Genomic DNA, 13,428 nt, shown 5'->3' with positions numbered 1-13,428 from the left:
AATACCGATGGCGCCCAACGATTTTTAAGCTCACAATGTGCGAAACCACCAAAGGAGACACACCACATGTCCAATGAACCGATCCGAGTGGTCGTCTGGGGCGAGAACCGCCACGAGCAGGTCGAGGCCTCAGTTGCCGAGCGCTACCCCGACGGCATGCACGGCGCCATCGCCAAGGGCGTCGGCGAATGGCTCGGCGACAAGGCGAGCATCACCACCCACACCCTCGACGAGCCCGAGCACGGCCTGACCTCCGACGTCCTGGACGCCACCGACGTCCTCATCTGGTGGGGCCACGCCGCCCACGGCGACGTCGAGGACGAGATCGTCGAGCGCGTGCACCGCCACGTCCTCGCCGGCATGGGCCTCATCGTGCTCCACTCCGGGCACTGGTCCAAGATCTTCACCAAGCTCATGGGCACCACCTGCACCCTGCGCTGGCGCAGCGAGCACGACCGCGAACTGGTGTGGACCGTGAACCCGCAGCACCCGATCGCCCGCGGCATCCCCAACCCGATCGTCATCCCCGAGCAGGAGATGTACGGCGAGTACTTCGACGTGCCGACCCCGGACGAGCTCATCTTCATCTCCGGCTTCACCGGCGGCGAGGTCTTCCGCTCCGGCATGACCTACCGCCGCGGCTTCGGCCGGATCTTCTACTTCAGCCCCGGCGACCAGGACTTCCCGGTCTACCACCACCCGGACGTGAACCACGTGATCGCCAACGGCATCGAGTGGGCCCGCCCCGACCGCGAGCGCGAGACCCCGACCCTGCTCCGCTACGACACCGACGACTTCTTCAACGGCCAGGGGTACCGAGGGGCGTTCGAGCGATGAGCTTCAGCACCATTGCATCCGAAGGGCCCCTGCGGCTCATCGTGGTCGGCGCGGGCGGCATGGGCGGGGCCTGGGCGCGGAACATCGCCGCCAGCCCCGACGCCGAGCTCGTGGGGATCGCCGACCTCTACCCGGAGGCCGCCGCGAAGCTCGCCGCCGCGACCGGCATCGAGGGCCTCGAAACGGGCGCCGAGGCGGTCGAGCTGGCGCAGCGCACGGGCGCCCACGCGATCGTGAACGCGACCATTCCCGAAGCGCACCACCCGGTCACGATCGCGGCCCTCAACGCGGGCCTGCCCGTGCTGGGGGAGAAGCCGGTCGCCGCCACCGTGGCCGAGGGCCTCGCGCTCGCGGCCGCCGCCCAGCACACCGGGCAGCTGTTCATGGTCAGCCAGAACCGCCGCTACCACCCGGCGCTCCACCAGGCCAAGCAGCGGCTCGCCGGGCTCGGCGCGGTCGGGATCGTCGCGGTCGACTTCTTCAAGGCACCGCACTTCGGCGGCTTCCGCGACGAGATGGCCAGCCCGCTCCTGCTCGACATGGCCATCCACCAGTTCGACATGGCCCGCTACCTCCTCGACGCCGACCCCGTCTCGGTCACGTGCGAGGAGTACAACCCGGGCTGGAGCTGGTACCGGGGCGACGCGGCCGCGAACGCGGTCTTCGCCATGGAAGGCGGCGCCCGGTTCACGTTCAACGGGTCCTGGTGCAGCCCCGGCCACGAGACCTCCTGGAACGGCTCCTGGCGGATCTCGGCCGAGCGCGGCTCGGTCCTGTGGAACGGCGAGGACGGTTCGACCGCCGACCCCGACGAGCCCTTCGAGTCCGGTGAGGACCTCGGCCAGGACATCGCGGGCTCCTTGCGCCAGTTCGTCGCCGCGCTGCGCCGCGGCGAGGAACCGATGGGGCGTGTGCACGCGAACATCATGAGCCTCGCTATGGTCGAGGCCGCGACGCAGAGCGCGTCCCTGGGCCGGCGGGTCGCCATCGACGACGTCCTCGACCGGTCCTACGACGCCGCGCTCGCGGCCGAGCGCGACCCGGAGGTGCTCGCCGTCCTGAAATCGTGGCCTTCCGTACGGGAGGCCCTGAGCTCTAAGAGGAGCGACAGTGAGTGAATCCCTCAATGTCGGCATGATCGGCTACGCCTTCATGGGCGCCGCCCACTCCCACGCGTGGCGCACCGCGCCGCGCTTCTTCGACCTGCCGCTCGCGCCGCGCATGACCGCGCTGGCCGGGCGCGACCCCGAGCGGGTCGCGGCGGCGGCGGGGAAGCTCGGCTGGGACTCCAGCGAGACCGACTGGCGCCGGCTCGTCGAGCGCGACGACATCGACCTCATCGACATCTGCGTCCCCGGGAACCTGCACGCCGAGATCGCGATCGCCGCGCTCGAGGCGGGCAAGCACGTGCTGTGCGAGAAGCCCCTGGCGAACTCCGTCGAGGAGGCCGAGCAGATGACGGCCGCCGCCGAAGCCGCGAAGGCCAAGGGCGTGTATGCGATGTGCGGGTTCTCCTACCGCCGCACGCCGGCCCTCTCCCTGGCGAAGCAGCTGGTCGACTCGGGCGCGCTGGGGCCGATCCGGCACGTGCGCGCGCAGTACCTGCAGGACTGGCTGACCGATGAGAACGCGCCGCTGACCTGGCGCCTGGACAAGACGAAGTCCGGTTCGGGCTCGCTCGGCGACATCGGCGCGCACATCATCGACGCCGCGCAGTGGGTCGCCGGGTCGAGCATCACGGGCGTCTCGGCGATCATGGAGACCTTCGTGAAGGAGCGCCCCGTGGGCGGCGACTTCGTGGGCCTGGGCGGCGTCGGCGGCGCCGACGGCCCGAAGGGCCCGGTCACCGTGGACGACGCGGCGATGTTCACCGCCCGCTTCGCCGGTACTGCTGAAAACCCCGGCGGGGCAGTGGGCGTCTTCGAGGCCACGCGCTTCGCGCTGGGCCGCAAGAACGCGATGCGCGTGGAGCTCAACGGCGCCAAGGCCTCCCTCGCGTTCGACTTCGAGGACATGAACTCGCTGTGGTTCTACGACGCGGCGGACGGTCCGAACTCGGGCTTCCGCAAGATCCAGGCGACCGAGCCGGAGCACCCGTACACGGGCAACTGGTGGCCGGTCGGGCACGGGCTCGGCTACGAGCACGCGTTCACCCACCAGGTCGTGGACCTGGTGGGCGCCATCGCGAACGGCGAGCAGCCGACGCCGTCGTTCGCCGACGCGCTGCGCGTGCAGCGGGTCCTGGCCGCGGTCGAGGCGAGCGCTGAAGACGAGAGCCGCTGGACGACCGTCTAGTCCTCAGGCACGAAAGGCCCGGCCGCTTTCCGCGGCCGGGCCTTTCGCCGTGTCAGCAGCGGGTGCGGCTCGCGAGCCACCCGGCCATGGCCCGCACACCGTGGCCGATCGCGGCCTCGTCGGGCTCGAACGGCGGGAAGTGCGGGGCGGCCGTCGCGATGTCGGTGCCCGGGGCCCGCACCCCGAGCCAGGTGAACGTCCCGGGCACGTGCGCGATGAACAGCGCGAAGTCCTCGCCGTTGAAGGGCACCACGGCGTGCATGACCGTGGCCGCGTCCCGGCCCAGGTTGCGGCGCAGATGCCGCTTGAGCTCGTGCGCGTCCGCCTCGGGGCAGACCAGCGCCGGGAACGGATCCTTCGGGAAGTCCACGGCGCCTTGGGGTTCGGCGAGCTCGGCGATGTCGGCGCGGACCTGCGTGTACCGCTCCTCGGGCCAGCAGCGGTAGGAGAGCCGCACCTCGGCCCGGTCCGCGGTCGCGCCCCCGGCCACGTTGGCGCGCATCGTCACGAACTCGGCGAGCGGCCCGTCCTCGGTCTGGAGGTGCTCCACCAGGTCCTCGAGGTCCGCCGAGTCGGCCGGAACCGCCACAGTGGAGAGACCGGCGATCTCGGCCGCCAGCGCCGCGGCGCGGGCCGGCGCGTCCGCCCCGGTGACCACGACCGAGCCGTGGTCCTGGCCGGGGAGGCCGAGCCCGGGGTTGACGCCGAACGTGCCGACCGGGAGCGGCCCGCAGTGGAGCGCGTGGATCTCCGTGAAGCCGTAGGTCTCCAGGACGCCCGCGTCGAGCATCGCCCGGGCCCCGGCCAGGCTCTCCTCGGCGGGCTGGAAGACGAACACGACCGTGCCGTGCAAGCGGGAGCGCAGCGAGGCCAGGGTGAGGGCGGTCCCGACGCCGACCGCGGTGTGGAGGTCGTGCCCGCACCCGTGCGCCGGACCGGTCGACCCGTTCCCCGGCACGGCGTCCATGTCAGCGCGGAACGCGACCGTGCGGCCGGAGCGGCGGCCCTTGAGGACGCCGACGACCCCGTGCCCGCCCACGCCCGTCGTCACGGCGAGGCCGGCGGCGGTGAGGTGCTCGGCGACGAGCGCGGCCGTCCGGGCCTCCTCGCCGGGGCCTTCGGGGTGGGCGTGGAGGTCGCGCCGCAGCGCGATCAGGTCGGCCTCGAACCGCGCGGCGGCGTCGTCGATCGCGTCCTGGTGCAGGGCGGTGCCCGCCTGCGCGGCCCCGGGCACGGCGGTCGCGGCGGCCACCGCCGCCGCGCCGATCACGGCGCGGCGGGTGAGGGCGGGGGTGTCGATCGTGAAGCGGGACATGGGTCTCCTTCGACTCAGAGGGGCTTTGACCTCTCTGATTCTTCGGATTCCGGTCGTCCGGCACCAGCACGCCAGCCCCCGCAAGCGCGGTGAGGCGGACCCCCCGAAAAAACTTTGCGATCAGTGGCGCCGGGATGTCGAGAACCGCGAACCGGCTGCGTCCTAGTGTTGTCAGCGGCGAACGAGCCGCCCGAAACGAAGGAGGGCCGTCATGGCCAAGTACCTGCTGCTCAAGCACTACCGCGGCGGACCGAAGCAGCACCCGAACGCCGAGGCGCCGATGGAGGACTGGACGCCGGACGAGATCACCGCTCACATGCAGTACATGTGGGACATGATGGACGACCTGCGCGAACGCGGCGAGTTCGTGGACGCCCAGGCGCTCGCCCCGCAGGGCCGGTTCGTGCGGTACGACGGGGAGGGCCGGCCGCCGGTCACCGACGGCCCGTTCGCCGAGACGAAGGACCTCATCGCCGGGTGGATCACCATCGACGTCGAGTCCGAGGAGCGCGCCTACGAGGCCGCCGCCCACCTGTCCGCCGCGCCGGGGAAGGACGGCCTGCCGCTCCACGAATGGCTCGAGGTGCGGCCGTTCCACGGCGAGGCTCCCGCGGTCGAGGACTAGCCCTCTCCCGATGATCGACGACCACCTGCTGCGCGACCTCACCCCGCAGGTACTGGGCGCCCTCGTCCGCCGCGGAGCCGACTTCGCGGCGGCCGAGGACGCCGTCCAGGACGCGCTCGCCGAAGCGGTGCGCGGCTGGGAGCACGGCGCCCCCGACGAGCCCAAGGCCTGGCTCGTCACCGTCGCCTGGCGCAAGTTCCTGGATGCGCGCCGCTCGGCCTCCGCCCGGGTCATGCGCGAGATCGCGGTGCACCGCGAGCCGGCCGCCGGCCCCGCCGGGCAGGCGGACGACACGCTCCTGCTGCTGAGCCGCTGCTGCCACCCGGCGCTCTCGCCCGCGTCCGCCATCGCGCTGACGCTCCGCGCGGTCGGCGGCCTCACCACGGCCCAGATCGCCCGCGCGTTCCTCGTCCCCGAACCGACCATGGCGCAACGCATCTCACGTGCGAAGCGGACCCTCGCGGGGGAGCGGTTCGAGCGGCCCGGCGACGTGCGGGCCGTGCTGCGCGTCCTCTACCTCATGTTCGACCAGGGGTTCGCGGGCGACAAGACCGCCGAGGACCTGTCGGCAGAGGCGATCCGCCTCGCGCGCCAGCTCGTCGCCTCGGTGCCGCGCGACCCGGAGGCGGCGGGCCTGCTCGCGCTCCTCCTGCTCCACCACGCGCGCCGCCCGGCCCGCACCGACACGGCCGGCCAGCTCGTGCCGCTCGCCGAGCAGGACCGCGCCCTCTGGGACACCGGCATGATCGCCGAAGGCGTCGACCTGCTGCAGCACGCGCTGGCAATGGGCCGGGTCGGCGAGTACCAGGCGCAGGCCGCGATCGCCGCGCTCCACGACGACGCGGCCGCCGCGGCGGAGACCGACTGGCCGCAGATCCTCGAGTGGTACGACGAGCTCGCGCGGCTCACGCCGGGCAGCCCGGTCGTGGCCCTCAACCGGGCCGTGGCCGTCGGACACGTGGACGGCCCGCTCGCGGGACTGCGGCTGGTCGAAGCGCTCGACCCCGGCCTGCCGCGCCGCGACGCCGTCGCCGCGTACCTGCACGAGCGGGCCGGCAACCGCGCAGAGGCGGCCCGGCTCTACAAGGTCGCGGCCGAGTCGACGGCGGTCCTCGCCGAGCACGCCCACCTGCTCAAGCAGGCCGCCCGCCTCAACCGCATGACCGGTCCCGGGCCCGACTGAGACGCCACTTCGGGCACGGTGCCTTCGTTCTGCGCCTTCGGAAGGCGCAGGCCCCACGCTGCGCGGCGAAGCCCGCCGAAAAGAAGACGCATCCGGTGCAGGCCCACGGCCTGCGGCAGGAGAAGGCCCTCAAACGCTGGGCGATCGCGCCGGTCTTCGACCTCGCTGGGCGCTTCTGCGGGCGGCCGGGGAACCTCGGGTCCGGCGGGCCGCCGGTCAGCCGAGTTTCACGCCCGTGTGCGCCTCGAGCCGCCCGATCAGCTCGTACTGGAAGTCCGGGTCCGACGCCGCCGGGTGCGAGCGGCTGATGCGACGGTGGTGCCAGTAGCCGCCGGTGCGCGGCTCGATCGCCTCGTCCGGCGCCGACGCCAGCCACTCCTGCGTCCGGTACCCCTCCTCGAGGTCGCCGGGCGCGCCGGGGCCGCCCATGCGGGTCGGCACCCAGCCCGGGTCGACCACGTGCGACACGGTGTCGGCCCAGCGGCGCGCGAGCGCGAACGCCAGCGCCGTCTCGTACAGCTTCGAGTCCTCGTACGCGCCCGGCCGCACCCCGGTCTCGCCGAAGTCGACCGCATCCAGATCGGTGGAGCCGTCGAGGTGGTAGCCGCTGCTCAAATAGATCAGCCTGCGCGGCTTCGACATCAGCGCCGTGAGCAGGTACGGGGCCACCGTGTTCACCTGCAGTGCACCGGGATCGCGATACACCCCGGCGTTGTGGATCACCGCGTCGAACCGCCCGAACGCGTCGGCCTGCTCGGCGGCCACCGCCGTCTCGTCCATGCTGGAGAGGTCCCCGTGGACGGATCCGCGCAGCTCCAGGTCGGGGAGGCTGTCGATGCTGCGCGTGTGCACGACGACCTCGTGGCCCTCTTTCGCGAGCGACCGCGCGGCGGCCAGGCCGAGCCCGGTCGAGGCCCCGGTGATCAGGATGAGCGCCATGGGCGTTCCTTTCGTCGAATGCCTGGGGGCCCGAAGATACCCGCGCCCGCGCCCCGAATCCGGTTGCGGGAACCGGCGCGGCGGTGTGAGATCGGGCCATGGAAATAGAACTGCACACGCCGCGAACCGATGAACTCGACGCCGCCGTCGCGGCATTGCGGTCGTGGCAGTCCGACGACGCGCCGCTGCAGCTGCACCCCGGCGACCTGGGCTGGTTCTGGCAGCTCGGTGCCGAGAAGACCGCTGCATCGGTGCGGACCTGGACCCGCGACGGCGAGATCGCGGCGGTCGGGTTCCTCGACGGCCCCGACGTGCTGCGGGTGACCACCGCACCGGACCTCATGCACGACGAGGCGCTCGCACGGCGGATGGCCGCCGACCTCGACGACCCCGAGCGCGGCGTCCTGCCCGCCGGCAAGGTCAACGCCGAGATCCCGACCGGCGCGGCGCTCAACGAGTCGCTGGCCGAGACCGGTTGGGACACCGACGAAGCCTGGACGCCGCTGCGCCGCGACCTGTCCGGGCCGGTCGAGGACTCGGGCCTGCGCATCGAAGTGGCCGGCCCTGAGGACGCGGAGCTGCGCGCGGCGCTGCAGCGGTCCGCGTTCGAGGGCTCGACCTTCTCGGTGGAGCGCTGGCAGGCGATGGCCGAGGGCCCGGCGTACGCCGACGCCCGCTGCCTCATCGGCTTCGACGAGGACGGCGTCGCCGTCGCCATGGTGACCGTGTGGTCCGCCGGGCCCGGCAGGCCCGGCCTGGTCGAACCGATGGGCGTCCACGCGGACCACCGGGGCCGCGGCCACGGCAAGGCGATCTGCGTCGCCGCAGCCGCCGCGCTCCAGGAGCTCGGCTCCTCCAGCGCGATGGTCGCCACGCCGAGCTCGCTTGTCAGCGCCGTCGCCACCTACCGCGCCGCCGGTTTCGTGCCGCTCCCCGAACGCTTCGACCGCCACCGCGCGGCCTGACGCGAACCTGGTCTGACCCTCGGCGAACGCCGGATCGAAAGCGGCCGGGGGGGGGGGGCCCCCCCCCCCCCCCGGGGGGGCCCCCGGTACCGCGCGGGGGCGCGCGGGGCCGCCCCCGGGCCCCCGCCGGCCCCACCGCGCCCGGGCGGGCAGAGCCCGCCCGGCCGCCTTGTCGCGCAACGGTTCCCGCGCGGCGTCGCGAGGCGCCGCATCGGCGAAGCCACCGGTTCGGGCGCCTCGAGTACGGTGCCCGCGCGGCCTGACCGCGAAGTCGGTCGCCTCTTCGGTGAACGCCGCACCGAAGACGCCGTTGGTTGCGAGCGAGCGTCGCCGCTGGCGGCACCATTCGCGTCGCGGACCAGCGCCAACGCGGTGCCGCGCGGCCTGATGCGGAGGCGGTCGCGCCCCGCGCACGCCATCGATGAAGCCGCCGGTTCCGGTGCTCCCGCCCGGCCGCACCGAGCTCGCCGAGCAGCCGTTCCCGCGCGGCGTCGTGAGCGGCGTCTCGGCGAGCTCCTCGGTTCCCCTCGCGCAGGGGAGGGCGCTCCCCCTCGCGGGGGACCCTTGTGCCATTGCGGCGCAGGCAAGATGAACCTATTGCGAGAACCACCTGGTCGCGGTCAATGACGACAGTCCATTGCGGTCAGCGATTCCCGCCTCGCCATAGGAGTCAAGCCATGCGCCAACCCCGCATCGTGATCGTCGGAGCCGGATTCGCCGGCTTCCACGCCGCCCGCAAGCTCTCGCGGCACCTCAAGGGCCGCGCCGAGGTCGTGCTCGTCAACCCGACCGACTACTCGCTCTACCTCCCGCTGCTGCCCGAGGTCGCCGCCGGCGTGCTCGACCCGCGCCGGATCGCCGTGTCGCTCACCGACACCCTGCCGGGCGTGCGCCTGGTCCTCGGCACCGTCGACCACCTCGACGTCGCCGCCAAGCGGGTCCACTACCGCGACCCCGAGGAGGCCCGCGGCGAACTCGGTTACGACCGGCTGGTGCTCGCGGTCGGCAGCGTCAACAAGGTCCTGCCCATCCCGGGCGTGGCCGAGCACAGCCACGGATTCCGGGGCATCCCCGAGGCGATCTACCTGCGCGACCACCTCATCCGCCAGATCGAGCTCGCCGCGAGCGCCGAGGACCCGGTCGAACGCGCGGCCCGCTGCACCTTCGTCGTCGTGGGCGCCGGGTACACCGGCACCGAGGTCGCCGCCGCCGGGCAGCTCCTCACCAAGGCCCTCACCCGCCGCCACCCGCAGCTGCGCGACCAGCCGGTCCGCTGGCTCCTCCTCGACCGGGCCGAGCGGGTCCTGCCGGAGCTCTCGCCCCGCCTGGGAGCCACCGCGGCGCGCGTGCTGCGCCGCCGCGGCGTGGAGGTGCGGCCCGGCACCTCGGTGGAGGAGGCCACCGCCGCCGGGGTCGCGCTCACCGACGGCGAGTTCGTGCCCACCCGCACCATCGTGTGGAGCGCGGGTGTGCGCCCCGACCCCGTCGTCGCCGACATCGGACTCGCAACGCTCCAGGGCCGCATCGAGGTCGACGAGTTCCTCGCCGTCCCCGGGTACCCCGAGATCTTCGCGTGCGGCGACGCCGCGGCCGTGCCGGACCTGACCCGGCCGGGCGAGATCTGCGCGATGACCGGGCAGCACGCCGAACGCCAGGGCAACGCCGTCGCGCGCAACATCGCCGCCTCGCTCGGCCGCGGCACCGCCCGCCCGTACAAGCACCACGACCTCGGCTTCGTCGTCGACCTCGGCGGCATGCAGGCCGCCGCCAAGCCACTCGGCATCCCCCTCTCGGGCCTGCCCGCGAAGGTCGTCACCCGCGGCTACCACCTGATGGCCATGCCTTCCAACCGGATCAGGACCGCCGTGGACTGGGCCCTCGACGCGCTCCTGCGGCGCCAAAGCGTCCAGTTCGGGCTCGTCCGCTCGCCCGCGGTCCCGCTCGACACCGCCGACCCCGAGCTCCCCGCCCCGCCGCCGCGCGTCCCGGCCGCGAGGTAGCCGGGGATCCGCCGCCGCCGCGAGGCGGCGGCTCCTCAGTGCCCGGACGATCGCCCCGGCCGGGTCCGGCCCGCATGTGAGAACATGTCGTCTGTCGGCGCGGCCAGATCCGGAGGACCCATGTTCAAGACTTCCCTAGGCGACGGCGCGGAGCTGCGCCCCCTGCTGCCGGACATGGCAGAGGAGCTCGTGGCCCACGTCGACCGCGGCCGCGAGTTCATCGGACGGCACGTCGCCTTCGCCGACGCGATCGCCGACGCCGACGCCGCCCGGCGCATCCTGACGACCTTCGAGGAGAAGGCCGCCGCGGACACCGGGCGCATGTGGGGGATCTGGGTCGACGGCGTCCTCGTCGGCGGCGTCCTCTTCCGCACCATGGACTTCCGCATGGAGACCGCCGAGGCCGGCTGCTGGCTCGAACCCGCCGCCGTGGGCAAGGGCCTGGTCACCAAAGCGGTCACCGCGATCATCGACTGGGCCGTCGAGGTGCGCGGCATCCACCGCGTCGACTGGTGGACCTCGACCCGCAACACCCCCAGCATCGCCGTCGCCCAGCGGCTCGGCATGACCAAGGAGGGCGTCGCCCGGGAGGCCTACCTCCACCGCGGCGAACGCCACGACATGGAGATCTGGTCGGTCCTCGCCCCGGAATGGCGCGCCGCCCGCGACCGCTGAGCCCGCCGGCTCGCAATATTTATTTCCTTCGGTCGGCAGTGGACCTGCAACAACCTCGACGTGCAGCAGTGGCGGGTCGTCGACGCCGGCGGCGGCTACGTCACCCTCGTCAACCGCCACAACGGCCTCTGCCTCGACAACTACAACTTCGGGACCGCGGCCGGATCCGAGGTCAGGCAGTGGACCTGCCTGAACAACGCCGCCCACGGCCGGATCCGTGGTCAGGCAGGGGACCTGCCTGAACACCGCCCCCCCGCAGGGGCAGCTCGTCTGACGCTGAAGCGGCCCCGGCGGATCACCGCCGGGGCCGCCCGAATCCAGGGTTCGCGCGCGTTACTCCAGGCGCAGCAGCCGGGCGCCGTGCGCCGGAACGCGGACGCGGACCGAGCCGTCCTTGACCGGGACCGCTTCGCCCGCCCATAGGTCGCGGGCGCTCGTGCGGTGCGCGCTGCCGACGTCCGCCAGGTGGACCTCGAGGTCGGCCGCCTCGTCGCCGAGCCAGAACACCGCGCAGGCCTCGGCGCCGTCGAGCTCGACCCGCCAGACCACCAGGTCGTGGTCGCGGACGACCTCGCGGCTGCCCGAGCTCTCGAGCAGCGCCAGGACCTCGTGGTTCTGCAGCAGCGCCAGCGTCTCCGGCGGCGTGTCGGGGAGGTGCCCGCCGAACATCAGCGGCGAGCGCATCGCGCACCACAGCGTGAGCATCGTGCGCTGCTCGTCGAAGTTCAAGCGCGAGAACCGGTCCGGCCCCGCGTGCGCGGTGATGCCGATGCGCCCCAGCGGGAGCATGTCCGCGTCGCCCCAGGCGCCCGGCACCTGGTGCGGCGCCCAGCGCGCCGCGCGCTGGAACATCTCCTTCAGCGACTCCCAGTCGTCCCACAGGTCGTCGGAGATCCGCCACATCTCCGCGTTCTCGCGAAGCGCTTGGAGGTGCGCGAAGGACAAGGCCTTCCCCGGCGAGAGGCTCAGCACGATCGGCCGCCCGCACTTGTCGATCGCCCGCGAGTACGCGGCGATCTCGACGCTCTGCGTCGGCGGGTGGAGCACGTCGTCGAGCTTCACGAAGTCCACGCCCCACTCGGCGAACAGCGCGAGCTGCGAGTCGTAGAACGCCTGCGCGCCCGGCTTGGAGTGGTCGATGCCGTAGTTGTCCGGATTCCAGGTGCACGCGTTCTCGCGGTCGGCGATCTGCGCTGCGGTGGTGTCGCCGCCCAGGACCGGCAGGTCCAGCTCGACCGCCTTCTTCGGGATGCCCCGCATCATGTGCACGCCGAACTTCAGACCCAGCGCGTGCACGCGGTCGGCCAGCGCCTTGAACGAGCCGTCCGCGGCAGAGGGGAAGCGGTTCGGGGCCGGGAGCTGGCGCCCCCACGCGTCGAGCACCGGGTCGGCGACCGGGTTGTAGCCGTGCTCGATGCCCGGGTCCGGTTCGTACCACTGGATGTCGACCACGACCGTGTCCCACCCGTAGGGCAGGAGCTCGGCGGCCATGAACTCGGCGTTCGCGACCACCTGGTCCTCGGTCACCGCCCCGCCGAAGCAGTCCCAGCTGTTCCAGCCCATGGGCGGGCGTTGCGCGGCGAGCTTCCTCGCAGATGTCGACGTCATGGGCTCAAACCTAGCCGTGACGGAGCGAACGTGAATCCGGTCCGCTTGGCCGTTCCTCCGGGATCCTTTGTTCGGCTAGCATCGCCCCTCGTGAAGCACGAAGCGGTGGCGGCGCCCGCCCACGCCGGGATCTGGGTCGCCCACGGGGCGGCCCCGGCGATGGACGGCGCCCACAGCCACGACGACATCGAGGTCAACGTCGTCACCCGCGGGGCCGTCGAGTACCTGTTCGGCGAGCGCCGCCTGCGCGTCGAGGAGGGCCGGACGGCCGTGTTCTGGGCGAGCCTGCCGCACCGGCTGCTCGCGCCGGAGGGGGAGCCCGCGGAGGTCTGCTGGGCGCACGTCCCGCTCTCCACGGTCCTGACCTGGGACCTGCCGGCGGCCGAGCTGCGCGGCCTCCTGGAGGGCCGCCCGGCGCTCGCCGCGATGCCCTCCGATGTGGACGCTCAAAAGGTCTGGCGGCGCTGGGAGTCGGACTTCGCCGGGCCCGACGCGGACGCCGCGCTGCTGGAGCTGCACGCGCTCGTGCGCCGCACTCTGCGCGCGGCCCGCACGCCGAGCGGCACCGGCCCGGCGTCGCGGCCGCTCGGCATGGCGGCGTACATCATGGAACGGTTCCGGGAGCCGATCACCACGGCGGACGTCGCGGCGGTGGTCCACCTGAACACCGAGTACGCCATGACCCTGTTCCGCAAAGCCTGGCACATGACGATGGGGGACTTCCTGCTCCGCCGCCGTGTCGCCGAGGCCCAGCGGCTCCTCGCGACCACCGACCTCGACTGCTCCGCGGTCGGCTACGCCGCCGGATTCGGTTCGGGCAGCAACTTCTACGCCCAGTTCGCGAAGCTCGTGGGCACCAGCCCGGGCCAGTACCGCGCCGCCCTGCGAGCAGGATCGGCGCCCGACTGACCCTTGAAACGATCGGGTCGGAACGCCGATCGCGGGGGCCGGACCAACAGGAGGCGGGCCCGGGAGCGTTGTGTTGA

Annotated in this window: 13 protein-coding genes; 10 read left to right on the top strand and 3 right to left on the bottom strand. The window is 73.0% G+C overall.

Annotation, left to right across the window (positions count from 1 at the left end):
• Positions 1 to 66 precede the first annotated feature (66 nt).
• Genes O2L52_RS03880 through O2L52_RS03870 form a run of 3 tightly spaced genes read left to right on the top strand, consistent with a single transcriptional unit; the run spans position 67 to position 3,132 of the window.
• On the top strand, positions 67 to 837 hold the full coding sequence (locus tag O2L52_RS03880) for a ThuA domain-containing protein (RefSeq protein ID WP_270114008.1): 771 nt from the start codon (positions 67 to 69) through the stop codon (positions 835 to 837).
• Positions 834 to 1,955, top strand: coding sequence for a Gfo/Idh/MocA family protein (locus O2L52_RS03875; RefSeq protein WP_270114007.1), 1,122 nt, complete (start codon positions 834 to 836; stop codon positions 1,953 to 1,955). Before O2L52_RS03880 ends, O2L52_RS03875 begins: the two co-directional genes overlap by 4 nt.
• 16 nt (positions 1,956 to 1,971) lie before the next feature.
• Positions 1,972 to 3,132 carry a Gfo/Idh/MocA family protein gene (locus O2L52_RS03870; protein WP_344472555.1) on the top strand — a complete coding sequence of 387 codons (1,161 nt, stop codon included), beginning with the start codon at positions 1,972 to 1,974 and terminating at the stop codon, positions 3,130 to 3,132.
• Positions 3,133 to 3,184: 52 nt separating this feature from the next.
• Here the strand turns inward: O2L52_RS03870 and O2L52_RS03865 are convergent, their stop codons facing one another.
• Positions 3,185 to 4,447 (bottom strand): M20 metallopeptidase family protein, encoded by a 1,263-nt coding sequence (locus O2L52_RS03865; protein ID WP_270114005.1) that lies wholly within the window; start codon positions 4,445 to 4,447, stop codon positions 3,185 to 3,187.
• A gap of 211 nt (positions 4,448 to 4,658) precedes the next feature.
• Here O2L52_RS03865 and O2L52_RS03860 point away from each other — a divergent pair, with 211 nt between their 5' ends.
• Complete coding sequence (locus tag O2L52_RS03860; RefSeq protein ID WP_270114004.1) at positions 4,659 to 5,072, top strand: YciI family protein; 414 nt, start codon at positions 4,659 to 4,661, stop codon at positions 5,070 to 5,072.
• A 10-nt stretch (positions 5,073 to 5,082) separates the two neighbouring features.
• Positions 5,083 to 6,255, top strand: a complete 1,173-nt coding sequence (locus tag O2L52_RS03855) for an RNA polymerase sigma factor (protein WP_270114002.1) — start codon at positions 5,083 to 5,085, stop codon at positions 6,253 to 6,255.
• A 216-nt stretch (positions 6,256 to 6,471) separates the two neighbouring features.
• On the opposite strand, the gene O2L52_RS03850 is transcribed toward O2L52_RS03855, so the two are convergent.
• On the bottom strand, positions 6,472 to 7,194 hold the full coding sequence (locus tag O2L52_RS03850; protein ID WP_270114001.1) for an SDR family NAD(P)-dependent oxidoreductase: 723 nt from the start codon (positions 7,192 to 7,194) through the stop codon (positions 6,472 to 6,474).
• 98 nt (positions 7,195 to 7,292) lie between these two features.
• Here O2L52_RS03850 and O2L52_RS03845 point away from each other — a divergent pair, with 98 nt between their 5' ends.
• The 4 genes from O2L52_RS03845 to O2L52_RS25400 all read left to right on the top strand — a co-directional run bounded on the left by O2L52_RS03845 (position 7,293) and on the right by O2L52_RS25400 (position 11,257).
• Positions 7,293 to 8,159: a GNAT family N-acetyltransferase gene (locus tag O2L52_RS03845; RefSeq protein WP_270114000.1), complete on the top strand. Its 867-nt coding sequence runs from the start codon at positions 7,293 to 7,295 to the stop codon at positions 8,157 to 8,159.
• A gap of 677 nt (positions 8,160 to 8,836) precedes the next feature.
• A complete protein-coding gene (locus tag O2L52_RS03840) occupies positions 8,837 to 10,159 on the top strand; it encodes an NAD(P)/FAD-dependent oxidoreductase (RefSeq protein WP_270113999.1) in 1,323 nt (440 codons plus the stop codon).
• 120 nt (positions 10,160 to 10,279) lie between these two features.
• Complete coding sequence (locus tag O2L52_RS03835) at positions 10,280 to 10,834, top strand: GNAT family N-acetyltransferase (protein ID WP_270113998.1); 555 nt, start codon at positions 10,280 to 10,282, stop codon at positions 10,832 to 10,834.
• A gap of 15 nt (positions 10,835 to 10,849) precedes the next feature.
• Entirely contained in the window at positions 10,850 to 11,257 is a 408-nt protein-coding gene (locus O2L52_RS25400) for an RICIN domain-containing protein (protein ID WP_416259862.1), read from the top strand.
• Here O2L52_RS25400 and O2L52_RS03830 read toward each other — a convergent pair.
• Positions 11,168 to 12,442: a glycoside hydrolase family 27 protein gene (locus O2L52_RS03830; protein ID WP_270113997.1), complete on the bottom strand. Its 1,275-nt coding sequence runs from the start codon at positions 12,440 to 12,442 to the stop codon at positions 11,168 to 11,170. The two genes, O2L52_RS25400 and O2L52_RS03830, sit on opposite strands and share 90 nt — an antisense overlap.
• Before the next feature lie 90 nt (positions 12,443 to 12,532).
• Between O2L52_RS03830 and O2L52_RS03825 the strand changes: the two genes are divergently transcribed.
• On the top strand, positions 12,533 to 13,351 hold the full coding sequence (locus tag O2L52_RS03825; RefSeq protein ID WP_270113996.1) for a helix-turn-helix domain-containing protein: 819 nt from the start codon (positions 12,533 to 12,535) through the stop codon (positions 13,349 to 13,351).
• Positions 13,352 to 13,428 lie beyond the last annotated feature (77 nt).

Source organism: Glycomyces algeriensis (assembly GCF_027622855.1).
In the GTDB taxonomy this organism is placed as follows: domain Bacteria; phylum Actinomycetota; class Actinomycetes; order Mycobacteriales; family Micromonosporaceae; genus Glycomyces; species Glycomyces algeriensis.
This window is presented reverse-complemented; position numbering and strand designations above follow the sequence as displayed.